General features: G+C 55.8%; 15 protein-coding genes. 10 read left to right on the top strand and 5 right to left on the bottom strand.

The genetic code is table 11. The features are described from left to right. The coding region (locus ACPLUI_RS03855) for an aspartate kinase (protein WP_424658959.1) at positions 1-1,026 on the bottom strand (1,026 nt) is incomplete at its 3' end. A gap of 118 nt (positions 1,027-1,144) precedes the next feature. Beyond that, on the bottom strand, positions 1,145-1,279 hold the full coding sequence (locus tag ACPLUI_RS03850) for a hypothetical protein (protein WP_424658958.1): 135 nt from the start codon (positions 1,277-1,279) through the stop codon (positions 1,145-1,147). Between the two features lie 145 nt (positions 1,280-1,424). Between ACPLUI_RS03850 and ACPLUI_RS03845 the strand changes: the two genes are divergently transcribed. The 9 genes from ACPLUI_RS03845 (at position 1,425) to ACPLUI_RS03805 (ending at position 11,552) form a co-directional block, all read left to right on the top strand. Next, the gene (locus ACPLUI_RS03845; RefSeq protein ID WP_424658957.1) at positions 1,425-2,201 is read left to right on the top strand and encodes an alpha/beta hydrolase; all 777 of its coding nucleotides are present in this window, start codon (positions 1,425-1,427) and stop codon (positions 2,199-2,201) included. A gap of 16 nt (positions 2,202-2,217) precedes the next feature. Continuing rightward, complete coding sequence (locus ACPLUI_RS03840) at positions 2,218-4,365, top strand: hydantoinase/oxoprolinase family protein (RefSeq protein WP_424658956.1); 2,148 nt, start codon at positions 2,218-2,220, stop codon at positions 4,363-4,365. A 1-nt stretch (position 4,366) separates the two neighbouring features. Further along, positions 4,367-6,181: a hydantoinase B/oxoprolinase family protein gene (locus ACPLUI_RS03835; RefSeq protein WP_424658955.1), complete on the top strand. Its 1,815-nt coding sequence runs from the start codon at positions 4,367-4,369 to the stop codon at positions 6,179-6,181. A gap of 202 nt (positions 6,182-6,383) precedes the next feature. Further along, positions 6,384-6,686: a zinc-ribbon domain containing protein gene (locus tag ACPLUI_RS03830; RefSeq protein ID WP_424658954.1), complete on the top strand. Its 303-nt coding sequence runs from the start codon at positions 6,384-6,386 to the stop codon at positions 6,684-6,686. 110 nt (positions 6,687-6,796) lie between these two features. Further along, complete coding sequence (lgt, locus tag ACPLUI_RS03825; protein ID WP_424658953.1) at positions 6,797-7,597, top strand: prolipoprotein diacylglyceryl transferase; 801 nt, start codon at positions 6,797-6,799, stop codon at positions 7,595-7,597. Positions 7,598-7,773: 176 nt separating this feature from the next. After that, positions 7,774-10,023 (top strand): DNA translocase FtsK 4TM domain-containing protein, encoded by a 2,250-nt coding sequence (locus ACPLUI_RS03820; RefSeq protein ID WP_424658952.1) that lies wholly within the window; start codon positions 7,774-7,776, stop codon positions 10,021-10,023. A gap of 83 nt (positions 10,024-10,106) precedes the next feature. Further along, positions 10,107-10,244 (top strand): hypothetical protein, encoded by a 138-nt coding sequence (locus ACPLUI_RS03815; RefSeq protein WP_424658951.1) that lies wholly within the window; start codon positions 10,107-10,109, stop codon positions 10,242-10,244. A gap of 176 nt (positions 10,245-10,420) precedes the next feature. Further along, positions 10,421-11,281, top strand: a complete 861-nt coding sequence (locus ACPLUI_RS03810; protein WP_424658950.1) for a Gmad2 immunoglobulin-like domain-containing protein — start codon at positions 10,421-10,423, stop codon at positions 11,279-11,281. A gap of 109 nt (positions 11,282-11,390) precedes the next feature. After that, a complete protein-coding gene (locus ACPLUI_RS03805) occupies positions 11,391-11,552 on the top strand; it encodes a hypothetical protein (RefSeq protein ID WP_424658949.1) in 162 nt (53 codons plus the stop codon). Here ACPLUI_RS03805 and ACPLUI_RS03800 read toward each other — a convergent pair whose 3' ends face one another. Continuing rightward, positions 11,553-11,816, bottom strand: coding sequence for a hypothetical protein (locus tag ACPLUI_RS03800; RefSeq protein WP_424658948.1), 264 nt, complete (start codon positions 11,814-11,816; stop codon positions 11,553-11,555). A gap of 108 nt (positions 11,817-11,924) precedes the next feature. On the opposite strand from ACPLUI_RS03800, the gene ACPLUI_RS03795 reads away from it, so the two are divergent. Then, entirely contained in the window at positions 11,925-12,977 is a 1,053-nt protein-coding gene (locus tag ACPLUI_RS03795) for a hypothetical protein (protein ID WP_424658947.1), read from the top strand. 160 nt (positions 12,978-13,137) lie between these two features. Here the strand turns inward: ACPLUI_RS03795 and thiM are convergent, their stop codons facing one another. Together thiM and ACPLUI_RS03785 are read right to left on the bottom strand one after the other, a co-directional pair. Further along, positions 13,138-13,941: a hydroxyethylthiazole kinase gene (thiM, locus tag ACPLUI_RS03790; protein ID WP_424658946.1), complete on the bottom strand. Its 804-nt coding sequence runs from the start codon at positions 13,939-13,941 to the stop codon at positions 13,138-13,140. Between the two features lie 65 nt (positions 13,942-14,006). Further along, a partial coding sequence (locus ACPLUI_RS03785; protein ID WP_424658945.1) for a penicillin-binding transpeptidase domain-containing protein occupies positions 14,007-15,957 on the bottom strand: 1,951 nt, incomplete at its 5' end.

The following is a 15,957-nucleotide window of genomic DNA, read 5'->3' as shown; positions in this document are numbered from 1 at the left end:
AGAAACTTTGGCCACATCTTCATCGTAAGTATAACCCGTAGCGCCCACCTGGTCCTTGATTCTTTCCAGGACGGCCAGGGTCTTCTTGAGATCACTCTTGTTGACGGTGAAGGCTATGTCATTAAGTCCGTCCCGCATGGCGCTCTGGATGATCATGTCCACATTGATATTCTCATCAGCCAGTGCCCGGAAGATCCTCCAGGCGATACCCGGGCGGTCATATACGTCAAAAAGGGCAACTTTGGCAATGTTTAAGTCATGAGCCACACCGGTCACAACCATGGACCTTTCCATTTCACAAACCTCCTTAACAATGGTCCCAGGGTTATAGTTGAAACTGCTGCGCACATGCAGAGGAACACCGTGAAGCTTTGCACATTCCACCGCCCGGTAATGGAGTACTCCGGCACCCAGGTGGGCCAGTTCCAGCATCTCGTCATAAGAAACGCTGGGCAGCTTGCGGGCATCGGGAACTATACGCGGATCAGCGGTGAAAACACCATCGACATCGGTGTAGATCTCGCAAAGGTCCGCTCTCAAGGCAGCAGCCAGAGCCACAGCGGTAGTATCGGAACCACCTCTACCCAAAGTAGTAACATCATTGGCGTCATTCACCCCCTGGAAACCTGCCACCACCACTATCCTGCCCGCAGCCAGTTCCTGCTGGATACGATCGGCTTTAACTTCAACAATGCGCGCCTTGGTATGCACATTGTCGGTGAGTATACCTGCCTGGGAACCGCTAAGAGAAACAACCTGCTCCCCCAGGCTGTTAATGGCCATGGCCAGCAACGCGACGGAAACCTGCTCGCCGGTTGACAACAGCATGTCCACTTCACGCTCGGGAGGATTTTCGGTTATTTTATGCATTAAATCAATCAGTTCATCAGTAGTGTCCCCCATAGCAGAAACAACAACCACCACCTGGTGCCCCTGCCGGCGCACCTCGACCACCCTTTGGGCCACCCGCCGGATGCGCTCAGGTGTGGCCACAGAACTACCGCCGTATTTCTGCACTACCAGCAATTGTTACTCTCCCCCCAATTTTATTCTTTATTTTCCAGTGCCCGGCACCGAAAAATTTAAAGCCACCCGCACCAGGTGGCCTTGTCACTGGGATATGTTGGAAGACCGGGACGTACCACTAGGTTGCGGGCAGGGCACCAAAATTGGTCATGATCAGCAGGCCGCGCATAGTCATGCCCGACCCCATCATAGTCATGCCCCTGGTAGTGCCCACCAGTACCATGGTACAGCCTCCCTGCAACGTAAAATGCATGCATTAACTATATCATAAAATTCCGGCTGATGCAATCCATAATTTGAAACAGGAAAAAAGCCGTCAAAAAGCGAAATGATTTTTTTTATGACAAACAGCTATCTTTAGCTTACACCTGGGACTAATACGAAAGGATGAATCAGCCATGACAGGCAACTGGCAAAAGGTAACATTTACCAACTCGCGAAGGTTGACACTGGCCGGTCTTTTATACGGCAGCCCAAGGGAAACAGGTGATATTGTCATTCACTGCCACGGTTTTACGGGGGGCAAAGAAGGAGGTGGGAAAGCTCTGGAACTCGGTACCGAACTGGGCCGTCGCGGATGGTCCACCCTGCTCTTTGATTTTGCCGGTAATGGTGAGAGCGAGGGGGATTTTTCAGATCTCACCCTTTCGGGACAGGTCGATGACCTTACCTGTGCCGTGGACTGGCTTTTCCAACAGGGGTATAAACGTGTTGTTACCGTCGGGCGCAGTTTCGGTGGTTCCACGGTCATCTGCCAGGGAGCCCGGGACCCCCGTGTAGCCGGAGTGTGTACCTGGGCCGCCCCGGCCAGGTTACTGGAGCTTTTTTCATCATTTACCGATGAACCGGTCGATGGTCGGCAGGAAGAGATGATAACCATGGCCGGAGAAGGCGGCCTTATATACTTAAAAAAAGGGTTCTTCCACGATCTCAAACTCTATGACATTCCGGCTGATGCGGCGCGCCTGACTCCCCGCCCCCTCTTAATCATTCACGGCACGCAGGACAGCGTGGTCCCACCCGACGATGCCCGGCTCATTTTTAACGCCGCCGGGGAGCCCCGGGAACTGATCTGGATTAAAGAAGGGGATCACCAGTTCACCAGACATTATCATCAGGTCTGGAATATTCTGTTCGAATGGCTGGACAGGCACTTCAAACAACCCACCCCCTGAGGGCGAGGTGTTCCAAATGTTTCGTCAGAAATTATTCGTTGGTGAGCAGAGCCCCTCTACGGATGTACCATCCATAACAGAAAACATCCCGACTTACCGGGCCGCCGTGGATACGGGAGGTACATTTACCGATATCTGCCTGCTAAGGGAAGATACCGGAGAGATTGTGATATCAAAAGTTCCCTCCACCCCATCCGAACCGGAGAGGGCCGTACTGGAAGGCCTGGCGAGAGCGGCGGCTGCGGCCGGACTGGACCCGGCCGGGTTAAGATTACTCCTCCATGGAACCACCGTGGCCACCAACGCCCTCCTGGAAGGTAAGGGAGCAGAGGCAGCCCTCCTGGTTACGCGGGGGTTTAAGGATATTCTGTTCATCGGACGGCAAAACCGGCCCTCCCTTTACGACTTCTGGGCCCTAAAACCCCGCCCTCTTATCCCCCGCCGCTTAACTTTCGAGGTGACCGAACGGATCATGGCGGACGGCCGGGTATACATCCCGCTGGATGAAGGAGAAGTGGAAGCCATCGTGAGAGAAATCCGCCGGGCCGGGATAGTTTCCATTGCCGTCAGCTTCTTACACTCCTACGCCAACCCCCGGCACGAAGAACGCGTCCGGGAAATTATTGCCCGCCATCACCCCGCCGCCCGGGTAACCCTTTCCTCTGATATCCTGCCCGAATTCCGGGAATACGAACGCACCAGCACCGCCGTAATTAACGCCCTGGTTCAGCCCCGGATAGCCGATTATGTGGCACGGCTGAAGGAAGGTCTGAAGAACATCACCGGCACGGGGATGCACAACAAACGACCGCCCGGTTTATTCATCATGCAGTCCAGCGGAGGGATGCTCACGGCCGACCAGGCCATGCAGGAAAGCGCCCGTACCGTCCTTTCGGGTCCTGCGGGCGGAGTTCTGGCCGGTCTTTTCCTGGCCCGCCAGACCGGACGCCCCAACGTAATCACCGCTGATATGGGCGGTACCAGCATGGATATCTGCCTGATTAAAGGAGAACAACTGCGCTATACCACGGAAGGAACCATCGGTGGTTACCCGTTGGGCTTGCCCATGCTGGATATTCACACCATCGGGGCGGGTGGGGGCAGCATTGGCTGGGTGGACAGCGGTGGAGCCCTGCGGGTGGGACCCTCCAGCGCCGGGGCCGAGCCCGGCCCGGCCTGCTACGGCCAGGGAGGAACGGAGCCTACGGTAACCGACGCCAACCTTGTGCTGGGACGCATCAACCCGAACCGGAATTTAAACTCCGCACTGAGTTTAAACCCCCGGTTGGCCAGAAAATACCTCGAAGAAAAGATTGCCCGCCCCTTAAATCTAACTGTTGAAGAAGCCGCGGCAGGCATGATCAGGGTGGTAAATGCCGCCATGGCAAGGGCAATACGGGTCGTCTCGGTCCAGCGCGGCCATGACCCCCGGGATTTCACTCTTATCGCTTTCGGCGGCGCCGGCCCTCTGCATGCCGTGGAACTGGCCCGGGAGCTGAATATTCCGCATGTGCTCATACCCCGCTACCCCGGTGTCACTTCTGCCCTGGGAATGCTTCAGGCCGACGTCCGCCGTGATTACGTACGTACGGTGCTGCTGCTTCTGGAAAAGACGGAACCTGACAAACTGGCGGAACTTTACACGCCTCTCGAAGAGAAAGGGCGGCGCGAGCTGGAAAAGGAGGGGTTTTCCCTCCCGGACATTACCATGACGCGCCAGGCGGATCTGCGTTACCAGGGCCAGTCCTATACCCTCACCCTGCCGCTGCCGGCCGGTCAACTGACTGCAGAGGACCTCTCCATTTTACGGCGCAGCTTTCACCTGCTTCACCGGCAGGAATACGGATTTTGCCGCGAAAAAGCGCCTCTGGAGGTGGTGAACCTGCGGCTGGTGGTCCTGGGAAGCCTGCCCCGCCCTGCTGTTCCCAACCCTGTAAGAAAGAAGGAATCTGTCCTGGTGCCTGAACCGCTGGAAGTGCGGCCCGTATACTTTCGTGACCGTTTTCTACCCACACCGGTTTATCACCGCCGGGAACTGGACCCGGGTATAAGCCTGAAGGGACCGGCGGTAATTGAACAATCAGATACCACCACCCTTGTATGGCCCGGAACGTCCTTGCGGGTGGACCGGTGGGGCAATCTAATCCTGGATGTGGGGAGATAAAATGTTTCCAACAGCCATAGATCCCGTACAGCTGGAAGTAACCCGCCACGCCCTGCAGTCCGTGGCCGAGGAAATGGGAGCCATCCTTACCAGAACGGCTCTTTCCCCCAATATCAAGGACCGCCGCGACTGCTCAACAGCCATCTATACCGCCGACGGCCGGCTGGTGGCCCAGGCGGAACACATTCCCCTGCACCTCGGTCTTATGCCAGCCGTGGTAAAAGCCGTATTGCAGGAATATCCCGTGGAGAAACTCGAGGAAGGCGATGCTGTCATCATCAACGACCCTTACATCAGCGGCTCTCACCTGCCCGACATCTGTGTGATGAGCCCCGTCTTTTACCGGAACAGGCCAATAGCCCTGGTGGCCAACCTCGCCCACCATGTAGATGTGGGCGGCGCAGTTCCAGGCAGTATGTCCACCACCGCCACGGAAATTTTCCAGGAGGGCATTCGTATACCGCCGGTTAAAATCCGCAGGCGGGGCAGGATTAACGAAGAGCTTTTAAAACTCTTGTCGCACAACCTGCGAACTGTCAGAGAATTTCATGGTGATATACAGGCTCAACTCACGGCCAATGACCGCGGGATTAAAAGGCTTGTTGAGCTAGCGGAGTACTACGGGCCGGGTGTTTTAAAACAGTTGATGGAACAAATCATCAGCTACACCTACCGCCGGCTCCTGGCCGCCCTGGAAATAATACCTGGGGGAACTTACGAGTTTGAAGACTTCCTGGAAGGGGACGGTCTGGGAGAAAAATTTATCAATATACGGGCAGCTGTCACCCGACACGATAAAGGGCTTACGGTAGATTTCAGCGGCACTCACCCCCAGGTAAAAGGGCCGGTCAATGCCACCAGGGGGGTAACCATGGCCTGTGTCTACTACACAGTAAAGGCAGTGGTGGACCCCGACCTGCCTTCCAGTGACGGCCTGAACCAGGCCGTAGAGGTAATTACGCCCGAAGGGAGTCTGGTGAATCCAGTCTTCCCAGCCCCGGTGGCCCATGCCAACATCAATACTGCTCAACGCATCACAGACGTGCTCCTGGGGGCCCTGGCCCGGGCGGTACCGGAGCGTGTCACGGCAGCGGGAACTGGCAGTATGAGCAACTTCACCATAGGCGGCGTCGACCCCGTCACCGGTATATATTATTCTTATGTGGAAACATACGGCGGCGGGCAGGGGGCGAAATACAACCAGGACGGGATGGACGGAGTACATGTGAACATGACCAACACCCGTAACACACCAGTGGAAGTAATCGAACAGTCCTACCCGTTAAGGGTGGAACGCTACGCGCTGGTTCCCGATACGGGCGGAGCAGGAAAACACCGCGGCGGGCTGGGCATGACGCGGGAAATCACCGTCTTGAGGGGAGAAGCTACAGTAGCGGTAAGTACGGAACGGGTAAAATCGCCTCCCTGGGGCCTGGCAGGCGGTCTGCCCGGACACGGGGCAATGACCAGGGTGGTTCAGCAGGCAGGCGACACACTTGCCAACCCACGTTTCGACGTGGGTTCGGTGGGATGCCCGGTCGTAGAAACGGAAACGAACGGGAGCTGGGAACCAGGAGCCAAATTTACCTGCACGATACCGGCAGGAACCACCATCATACTGCAAACCGCCGGTGGCGGTGGTTACGGTCACCCCATGGAACGGGACCCGGAGCTGGTGCGACAGGACGTACTGGAAGGGCTGGTCAGCCTCCGGGCGGCCCAAGAAGTGTACGGGGTCGTCTTCAGTCCCGATCTCCAGGTGGATTATGATGCCACCTTCAAGCAGCGGGCAGAATTGCGCTACAGGAGTAAATGAACACCCTTGCCTTTCGAAATCCCACGTCCCAGAATTTTTTTGGACTGCCCCCCTATGGACAGTAGAACGTGGCTGTGATATAATCAAATGGAATTCAAACTGGTTGGTGGTTACCGGCAAATACTCTTCTCCTGGATTAGGGAGCGGGTAGTTTGTGTTTGGGCCCCTGAACCAGTAAGTCCCTGAAAGGAGAGGAGTATTTGTGTCTTACGAGGACAAAGTGCTTACCTGCCGTGACTGCGGCGCCGATTTCATCTTCACCGCCGGAGAACAGGCCTTTTACGCCGAGAAAGGTCTGATGAACGAACCCACCCGGTGCCGTGACTGCCGTCGTCAACGCAAGCAGCGTAACAGCGGTAACTTCGGAGGGGCGGAGCAACAGATGTACGATACCTTCTGCTCCGCATGTGGTGCGCCCACGCGGGTGCCCTTCAAGCCCACCGGCCGTAAGCCGATTTACTGCCGGGAATGTATGGCATCCAACCGCCGGGCAAGTTTCCGCTAGTTTTTTACCGTCATTCATTTACCCTACCCGATAACGGTAGGGTTTATTTTTTAAATAAGGTATGGATGATATGGTTATAAGACAGATTGACTTCTTTGCGAGGTGATTTTATGATTGACCCCGTAGCAATCCAGATCGGCCCGTTACAGATCCGCTGGTACGGCCTTATTATGGCCACGGCCTTTTTAACCGGCACCTTTTTAGCCCTGCGCCGGGCAGAGCAAAACAAAGTAGACCCCAATCACATCCTGAACATGGTTACGCTGATCATCCCGGCAGCCATAATTGGTGCCCGGCTATACTATGTAATTTTTGAGTGGCCCCACTACCAGCACAACCCCCTGGAAGCCCTGGCCATCTGGCACGGGGGGCTCGCCATCCACGGAGGCCTGCTCGGAGGGACTCTGGCCGGGGTATGGTATGCCCGCCGGCATAAACTTTCTATCCCGCTGCTGGCCGACATTATGGCACCCGGTGTCATCCTGGGCCAGGCCATTGGCCGGTGGGGCAACTTCTTCAACCAGGAAGCGCACGGAGGTCCTGTATCTCCGGAGTTCATGGCTCATTTCCCGGACTTTATTCGCCGGCAAATGCTTATCGGAGGTCAATACTATCACCCCACCTTTTTGTACGAATCGCTGTGGGACCTGGCGGTCTTCGCCTTCCTGATGTGGTACTGGCCCAGAAAGCGCTTCAGTGGCGAGGTGGCCCTTTTATACCTGGGGCTTTACTCTGCGGGACGATTCTTTATTGAAGGTTTGCGAACCGACAGCCTGATGCTGGGACCGGTCAGGGTGGCCCAGATGGTCAGCCTGCTGCTGATCGCGCTGGCCGTGACGGGAATCCGGTACGGGCGGCTGAAAGCCGGAACCAGCGTCCGGGGTTCCAAACAAAGTACCCGTCCCAGGTAATCCACGGTTTTTCAGACGCAGCCGGACCGCCGGGTAAGGCTGCGTTTTCTTAAACCTCCACCCGGGTTGTACAGGTCAACTTGCCTCTTCGTCCACTTTATGGTAAGCTCAAGATATGATGAAAACGGAAGCCTTTTGTCATGTCAGGTCGTTCTAAGTTGCAAGGAGGGGAACCTGTGGCCAAACCGTGGTTGGAGGAACTTAAATTCGAACTGTACGGCCTGGCCATCATAACCCTGGCGCTGTTCAGCATGGCCAGCTTATTAACACCGGCAGCAGGAAAGCTCGGGCAGTTTCTTGCCCGGAGCTTGACGCTGACCGCCGGAAGCGGCCGTTACCTGTTACCGCTAACCCTATTATTTTTCGGCGTAAAAATTATGCGCCGCGGAAAGGTTGACGGAATAACAGTCCGCGCCTGGGGACCGGTAATATTGTTGATCAGCACTCTGACCTTTTTGCACTTATTCATACCGCCAGCCCTGTTTTTTCGCGCCGCGTGGCAGGGACAGGGCGGTGGATTGGTGGGAGCCGCCTGTGGTTATGTAATGTACCTGTGTTTCGGCGTTGTCGGAAGCTATATCATGCTGGCCTTTCTCGTAACAACCGGCTTCGTGCTGCTCACCGGCCAATCCCCGGCCAGATTTGCGGGCATTGTGGCCGGGGCCGTACACAGCACGGCCCGGCACCTGAGCAAGCGGCTGTCCGACTTTTTCTTTGAAGAAGTGGGAGAAGAACGGATCCCGAAACAAGCCGGTTCCCCCACCACTCCCGAGAGAAAAGATGATCTCCCCCTGCCGCAACCTGAAGTCCTGGCTGGAGAGACGGAAACCCGGGCGGGGGGTACAAGAAGCCGCCGGCAGCAAAAGGAAAAGCACAAGCAAGATGGCGGAACTCAGGATGTAGAAGCAATCCCCTGTGCCCTGGCTGATGGCAGGCCCTACCGGCTCCCTTCCACCGGCCTTCTGGCTAAACCCAGACCCAGGGACAATTCAATTTTAGAGCGGGAGATTGCTGAAAAAAGACAGATCCTCGAAGAAACCCTGGCCAGTTTCAACATCCAGGCGCGGGTGACCCAGGTATCCGTAGGGCCGGCCATCACCCGGTATGAGATCCAGCCTCCAGCCGGCATAAAGGTCAGCCGCATTGTAAGCCTGGCTGACGACATCGCCCTGGCCATGGCAGCTCCCGGTGTACGCATCGAAGCACCTATCCCCGGTAAAGCAGCCGTGGGTATCGAGGTACCCAACCGGGAAATAGCCACCGTACAGCTCAGGGAATTACTGGAAACCAGGGAGTTTGCAGAAAACCCCTCGCGCCTGACCGTAGTTTTAGGTCGCGATATTGCCGGAGCACCCGTCATTGCAGACCTGGGCAAAATGCCGCACCTGCTGGTGGCAGGCGCCACCGGCTCAGGAAAAAGTGTATGTATAAATACGTTAATCGCCAGTATTTTATTCAAGGCCACTCCCGACGAAGTCAAATTTTTAATGATTGATCCCAAAATGGTCGAACTTATTACTTATAACGGCATCCCCCACCTGGTATCTCCAGTGGTCACCGACGCCAAAAAGGCGGCCGGAGTTTTACGCTGGGCAGTTAAGGAAATGGAACGGCGGTATGAGCTTTTTGCCCGTACGGGGGTAAGGGACATCAAACGTTACAATGAGCTGTTCCGGAAAGCCGGCCAAAACCCGGTACCGGATCAGGCACCCCGGGACGGAGTTGCAGCAGCCACAACGATACAGCAGGAAGGTCCTCTACCTTTTGTCGTGATTATCATTGACGAACTGGCAGACTTGATGATGGTAGCTCCGGCCGACGTGGAGGATTCCATCTGCCGGCTGGCCCAGATGGCCCGGGCTGCCGGGCTCCACCTGGTTGTAGCCACCCAGCGTCCTTCGGTTGATGTAATCACCGGGCTGATCAAGGCCAATATCCCCTCGCGCATTTCCTTTGCCGTTTCCTCCCAGATGGATTCCCGAACCATCCTGGATATGGGAGGAGCAGAAAAATTACTTGGCAAAGGTGATATGCTCTTTTTCCCGGTAGGCGCTCCGAAACCCATACGCGTGCAGGGAGCCTACCTGTCGGATCAGGAGGTTGAAAATCTCACCTCGTTCCTGAGAGAACAGGCTCAACCCGTATATGACCAGCGTGTGATGGAGGAACCACCGGTCGAAGAGGAAGCAGACGTGATGGAGGAAGAAGACGAACTGCTCCCCCAGGCAGTCAAAATACTTATAGAAAACGGCAATGCATCCATTTCCATGCTCCAGCGGAGGCTCCACATTGGTTATGCAAGGGCAGCCCGGTTGATCGACATTATGGAGCAGCGAGGTATCGTGGGCAAATTCGAAGGAAGCAAACCCCGGGCCATTCTCATGACCCTGGAGCAATATCAACAAATGTTCGGCCGCACCGGTTGACTTCTCACCCCGTGGGTGATACATTTGAAATAACAGCAAGAACCTGTTAGACAGTGGTTGCCGGGAAAAGGGGGGCGGGAATTATGTTTGATTGGACGGCATTTTTCGCAGGCATAGCCGTAGTTTTAGGTGCAGGCGTTCTGGCGGCTATATTTGCCGGACCCATCAGCCAGGTGATGGAGAAGGTCGAAGAAAAGGCCAGCGGGCACCACAGTCATTAACATCGAAGGTGTCACGAAAAGCAGCCGGCAGCACCCGCCTTTTTGAAGGGGGCCCTGGCTGCTTTTACTGTATTTCTGCCCGGACCCGGCCAGGCCGTCCCCGGGTGACAGATCATGATTCAAGTGGTATACTTGAGTAAGAACAGCTTTGACAGGAAGTGGAGTTACAGGTGGAAATGTTCAAATACGGTCGGAAGAGGCCGGGACTGGTTATAAGCCTTTTCCTTTTATGGCTGCTTACAACAAGCTGTGCCTGGTCCAGGCAACCGGAACCGGCAAATGACTTGCCCGCTCCTGCGCCGTCCCAGCCTCTGCCCGTGGCTGTTTATTACATAAAATCAACAGGCCAGGAAAACTATCTGGTACGGGAAATCCACCGGATACCTCCAACGAAGGATCCAGCCCTGGCGGCTGTACAGGAATTAATTTCCGGTGAACCATCCACCCCGGGAGCTACGCGTATTCTCCCCACCAATACCAGGGTCCTGGGTGTAACTGTAAAGGACGGCCTGGCAACAGTTAACTTCTCCAGGGAGGTACTGGAACATCCCTCTGCGGGCGCAGAAGGAGAGGCTCTGGGCATTCAGAGCGTGGTCAACACGTTAACCGAGTTCCCGGCAATACGCCGCGTAGCGTTCCAGGTAGAAGGCAGGGTGGACGAACGTACCCTGGACTGGTGGGGACATGTAGGTTTATATGATCAGCCTTTCCAGAGGGATTTATCCAGGGTTTACGAACCGGCCATCTGGGTAACCCACCCCACCCCGGGTCAGGTAACCGGCGTACCGCTGCTGGTCAAGGGCAGTGCCAGAGTTTACGAAGGAACAGTTTACGCCAGGTTGCTTGACAGCCAGGGCAACGTCCTGGCCAGCGCATATACCACCGCTACCAGAGGCGCTCCCGAACGGGGAGACTTTGAAATGCGATTGAACTTCCACCCTCCGCAGGGCGGAAAAGGCACCCTTGAGGTATACTCGATCAGTGGCAGGGATGGCAGCATTGAAAACAAGGTAACCGTACCCGTGCGCTGGCCGTAAAGTACCGTTTGGCGGACGGGGACCGTTACCAACCGCATGGCATGTGGCAGTAGTCCGAGCGGTTAAAACGCCGCCTCCGACAAATACATCAAGAGAGCGAGGTATCAAAATGACCAGAGAAAAAAACAGAACCGGAACCGTTGAGACTGCCGTGGGAGAGTCCCTGGAACACCTCACGAAACGTGTCCAAAAGGAATTGCTCTGGGTTCTGGTCTGTACTGTCGTTGCCTTCGGGGTGGGCCTGATGGCAGGGAATTTAATCAAATTTTAGTTATTGATATTTAGTCACCAACAACCAGAGAAAAAAGGCCAGCATAATGATTACCAGACGCAGAAGGCCGGCAGTCCTGCCAGCCACCATTCTTTTCATTTTCAACCATTCCACCAGGGCGCAGGGCAGCACCAGGACTCCAAAAATAAATCTGGCTACCGGGGCCAAGGCCGGATAACCGAGGATAAAAACCCACAGAACAAACGCCCAGGCTAAAATACCCAGTGCAAGCTTTGCCGGGCCAGGTAGATTACGAAACGACATCCGCCTCACCTCTTTTCCCTTAATTAATTCAGGGTCGCCGCAGAATTTCCTTCTCCTCTTAACCCGCCCCGGCATATCCTGAAAGAAAAAAAGAGGGCGGGTATTTCAATGTCATTGAAAGTCATTCGCGTCCAGAACATGGCGCAATTCTCTTCCTTTCTGGGACTGGCGGAATTGATCTACGGCCGGAATAGCAGGACAGCCCTGGCGAACCGGCGGGAAACGGTTTTCCTGTTTGACCCCCGGACCAACCCCACACTACATCATGTTCGCCTGGCCCTATTCCTGGCTCTGCAAAATGAGAGACCCGTGGGACGGATAGCCTGTGCAGTCGATGAATACTGCCGGGAGGAGACTACGGGTTTTTTTGGTGCCTTTGAAGCAGTCCCGGATGAACAAATAGCCCTCGCCCTGCTGGAAGCAGCAGGGAGGTGGCTCCAGGGTGAGAAGTGCCGGCGGATGGTCGGCCCGGCTACGGTAAATACCAACCAGCGTGTAGGTCTTTTAATCGAAGGTTTTTCCGCCCCGCCGGCCTTCGCCCTTCCTTATAATCCCCCCTATTACCAGGAGCTTTTCGAAAACTGCAGGTGCAAGAAACTGACAGATCTCCTGGCATTCCAATGGCTGGCCGGAGAACCGCTGCCAGAAGAGATAAAACGGGTGGCCCGCCGGGCCAGGCGTTATGCGGGCACGAAGGTATATCCCTTAAATGCCGGCTTGCCCCTGAACCGGCAGGTGGAAGCGATACATTATATACTGAACCACTCGATGGAACGGAACTGGGGCTACATTTCCCTCACCCGTCAAGAAGTCTTAAGTATGTTACGTTATTATCAAAGGGTGGCGGACCCCCGCCTGCTTCTGCTGGCTCGGGTCGGCCAGCACCCGGTGGGAATTTGTTTTTGTATACCGCATACAGAAGGAGCGGCGGGAGGGAAGTCAGCCTTCAGGCTGGCCCTTCTGGCAGTGCTACCGGAATTCCGGCAGCGTGGAATCGAGGCCCTGCTACTGGAAGCATGTCATGCCGGCCTTCCCCCGCACAGTCTGATAGAAATGTCTCAGATTCACGAGGATAATTCAGTAGTCTTGAAAATGGTGAGGAGGGTTAACCCGGATCCACCGGCTAAACGTTACCGGGTATACGAGGTGGATCTTTCCTGAGAGAAAAAATTTCCCACCGGCTAGAAGGTGGGAAAAGGGAAGAAGGAGGTATATGGTTTTTTCACGCGTGCTTGCCTCTATTGTGACACAATTTGAGCTTTTTTTCTGTCAAGCCGGCGACCATTCCTCTGTCTTATGGTTGACACTGCCCCCGACAAAGCTAAAGTTCCCGTATTTTCACGCCCCGCCTCAGTTCTTCTCCTCCCATATTGTACAGAGCATCCAGCAGGGCCACCTGAAAGCTGGCCGGCCCACGGCTGGCTGCAGCAGCATACTCGGCGGCCAGGCCGAAATAAGCGAGAGCTGCTGCACCAGCCGTTACGCTGTCAGGTTCCACCGCTCGGAACGCAGCAATTATACTGGTGGCAGAGCACCCCGTACCTGTCACTGCCGTTAACAGGGCATGCCCGTTATCCACCGCAATCAATCGTTCCCCGTCGGTAATATAATCAGTAGCTCCCGTTATCACAACCACAGTACCCGAATCCCGCGCAACCTGCCTGGCCACCCGCTCAACGGGCAGTAATACTTCTCCGGCGTCCACACCCTTCGTCTGCCCGCCGAGGCCACTCACGGCAGCAATTTCCGAAGCGTTACCCCGCAAAATGTCGATACGCAGTTCCCTTAAAATCCGCTGTGCAGTCGTTGTGCGAAAAGGAGTAGCTCCCGCACCCACAGGGTCGAAGACAACGGGAATACCGGCTGCATTGGCCGCCCGGCCTGCCAGCAGCATGGCTTCCACTTCGTCCGATGTAAGCGTCCCCATATTCAATACGACACACCGGGCCAGACGCGCCATATCAGCCACCTCTTCCAGGGCATGAGCCATCACCGGTGAAGCTCCAGCGGCCAGGGTAACGTTGGCGGTTAGATTCGTCACAACCAGATTGGTAATGTGGTGTATCAGCGGCCGTTCTTTGAGCACCTTCTGCCGCAAGGCAGCCACCATATCTCCCCAATTCACAACCTGTTACCTCCGGTTCTGATTTGATTATCGAGTCCTTAGAGGGTCAGTTCAGAGGGAATTATTTACGGCACTTTTTCGCGACCGCTTTGAGAAATTCCTGCAGGGGCCGTCTCTGCCCGGGGAGGCCCGAATTCCACCAAAACCGTGGTTCCCGGAGCTGCGCGGCTGCCCGCTTCCGGGCGTTGCCGGAGAGCCACACCGCTACCGGACGCTTTGAATTTCAAGCCCAGTTCCTCCAGGATTGAACCCGCCTTTTTTACCGTAAGCCCGCACAAATCTGGAACAACCAGCCGGTGTGGAGACTGGCTGGCAGTAATTCGTAGACTTACGGTGGTACCCGGAGAAACGCGCATACCTGCAGCCGGCTCCTGACCGGTCACCAGACCGGTTTTCCCTGGAGACCAGGACCGCAACCCCCACTCCTGCAGCAACCAGCAGGCATCTGCTACCGGAAAACCGACCACATTGGGTACGGCGACCAGACCACTCCGCCCGGTGGAGGGACGCTGTACCTCCCGCCCGGGGTCCTCGGGAACCCCCAGGTAACGCAAGGTATCCCGAACTACAGCACTGAAAGCCGGAGCAGCCACTTCACCCCCATGATATTCCTGTCCCCGGGGTTCCGCAACAACTACCAGCACGGCAATACGGGGATCTCCGGCAGGAGCAAAACCGGCAAAGGAAGCAACATACTTCCCTTCTACATACCCACCCGGACCCGGCACCTGGGCGGTACCTGTCTTCCCCGCAACTCTGTAACCTTCCACCAGGGCTTTCTTTCCTGTGCCTTCAAGGACAACCTTTTCCAGCAACCCGGCCAGTTCCCGGGCGGTATCCTTAGAGATAACCTGCCGTATCACCCTTGGGGCTATTGCCCGGATAATCTTCCCCGACCCGTCCTCTACAGCCCTGACCACATGGGGCTGCATGAGATAACCACCGTTGGCTATGGCAGAAACAGCACTTAAAAGCTGAATGGGCGTAACCGCAATGGACTGCCCGATAGCCATGGTAGCTACATCCAGTTCTGAAGCCGAGGCCTCAGGCAGCACCACACCGGATTCTTCACCAGGCAGATCGATGCCCGTAGGAGTTCCAAAACCAAAACCCCGGACATATTTATAAAACCGCTCTCTGCCCAGTTTCAACCCTACCTGGACAAAAACCGGGTTACAGGAGTTCCCCACAGCCTGGGCGAAAGACTCTTTGCCGTGTCCCCGGCGGTCCCAACAGTAAATACGCCGCCCCTTGACCACGATGTAACCCGTATCGTTAAACCAGTCGGAAGGCCGTACCACGCCCTCCTCCAGGGCTGCCGCCGCGGTGACCATCTTGAAGGTTGAACCGGGCTCATAGGTATAGAGGGTGACCGGGTTCTTTTCCCAGGTTTCCCGGGAGAATTTCTGCCAGTGTGAGGGGTCGAAGGTGGGACGGCTGCCCATGGCCAGGATTTCTCCGGTTCTGGGGTCCATAACCAGAATAGTCGCCCACTTCGGCTGGTAATCAGAAACAATCCTGTCCAGCTCCCGCTCCACATAGTACTGGATGGTCTGATCCAGGGTGAGCACCAGGTTGTTTCCTGCTTCCGAGGGCTGTAACACAACCCCGCTCTGAGGGATCTGCCGTCCCTGGGCGTCAATTTCCAGCACCATTTTTCCGGGTACGCCCCGCAGTTCCGTGTCATAGCTTTTCTCCAGGCCATTGAGGCCCTGGTTGTCATCCCCCACAAAGCCCAAAACAGCTGCGGCAAGGTTACCCTGCTTGTAAAAACGGGTACTGGACTCGACAAAACCAAGGCCGTTGACGCCTTGTAACTTCCTGACCCGGTCGAATTCCACCCTGTGTTCCAGCCAGACGAACGGCTCCCGGCCTGCCAGTTTCTTATATACTTCATCCCGGCTGATCCCCAGAACGGAAGCAACTTTATCCGCCGTCTGCCCGGGGTCCTTTATCTGATCAGGGTGCGCATAAATAGAATACACGGGAACGCTGGTAACCAGGGGATTGTGATGG

Source organism: Desulfofundulus sp. (assembly GCF_049701015.1).
Classification (GTDB): domain Bacteria; phylum Bacillota; class Desulfotomaculia; order Desulfotomaculales; family Desulfovirgulaceae; genus Desulfofundulus.
This window is presented reverse-complemented; position numbering and strand designations above follow the sequence as displayed.

What these genes read in the sequence shown, in the direction of transcription:
- ACPLUI_RS03805 (WP_424658949.1), top strand. Translation starts at nt 11,391, where the DNA reads ATGACCAGAGAAAAAAACAGAACCGGAACCGTTGAGACTGCCGTGGGA.
- ACPLUI_RS03850 (WP_424658958.1), bottom strand. Translation starts at nt 1,279, where the DNA reads ATGCATTTTACGTTGCAGGGAGGCTGTACCATGGTACTGGTGGGCACT.
- ACPLUI_RS03800 (WP_424658948.1), bottom strand. Translation starts at nt 11,816, where the DNA reads ATGTCGTTTCGTAATCTACCTGGCCCGGCAAAGCTTGCACTGGGTATT.
- ACPLUI_RS03840 (WP_424658956.1), top strand. Translation starts at nt 2,218, where the DNA reads ATGTTTCGTCAGAAATTATTCGTTGGTGAGCAGAGCCCCTCTACGGAT.
- ACPLUI_RS03845 (WP_424658957.1), top strand. Translation starts at nt 1,425, where the DNA reads ATGACAGGCAACTGGCAAAAGGTAACATTTACCAACTCGCGAAGGTTG.
- ACPLUI_RS03795 (WP_424658947.1), top strand. Translation starts at nt 11,925, where the DNA reads ATGTCATTGAAAGTCATTCGCGTCCAGAACATGGCGCAATTCTCTTCC.
- ACPLUI_RS03810 (WP_424658950.1), top strand. Translation starts at nt 10,421, where the DNA reads ATGTTCAAATACGGTCGGAAGAGGCCGGGACTGGTTATAAGCCTTTTC.
- ACPLUI_RS03835 (WP_424658955.1), top strand. Translation starts at nt 4,367, where the DNA reads ATGTTTCCAACAGCCATAGATCCCGTACAGCTGGAAGTAACCCGCCAC.
- ACPLUI_RS03815 (WP_424658951.1), top strand. Translation starts at nt 10,107, where the DNA reads ATGTTTGATTGGACGGCATTTTTCGCAGGCATAGCCGTAGTTTTAGGT.
- lgt (WP_424658953.1), top strand. Translation starts at nt 6,797, where the DNA reads ATGATTGACCCCGTAGCAATCCAGATCGGCCCGTTACAGATCCGCTGG.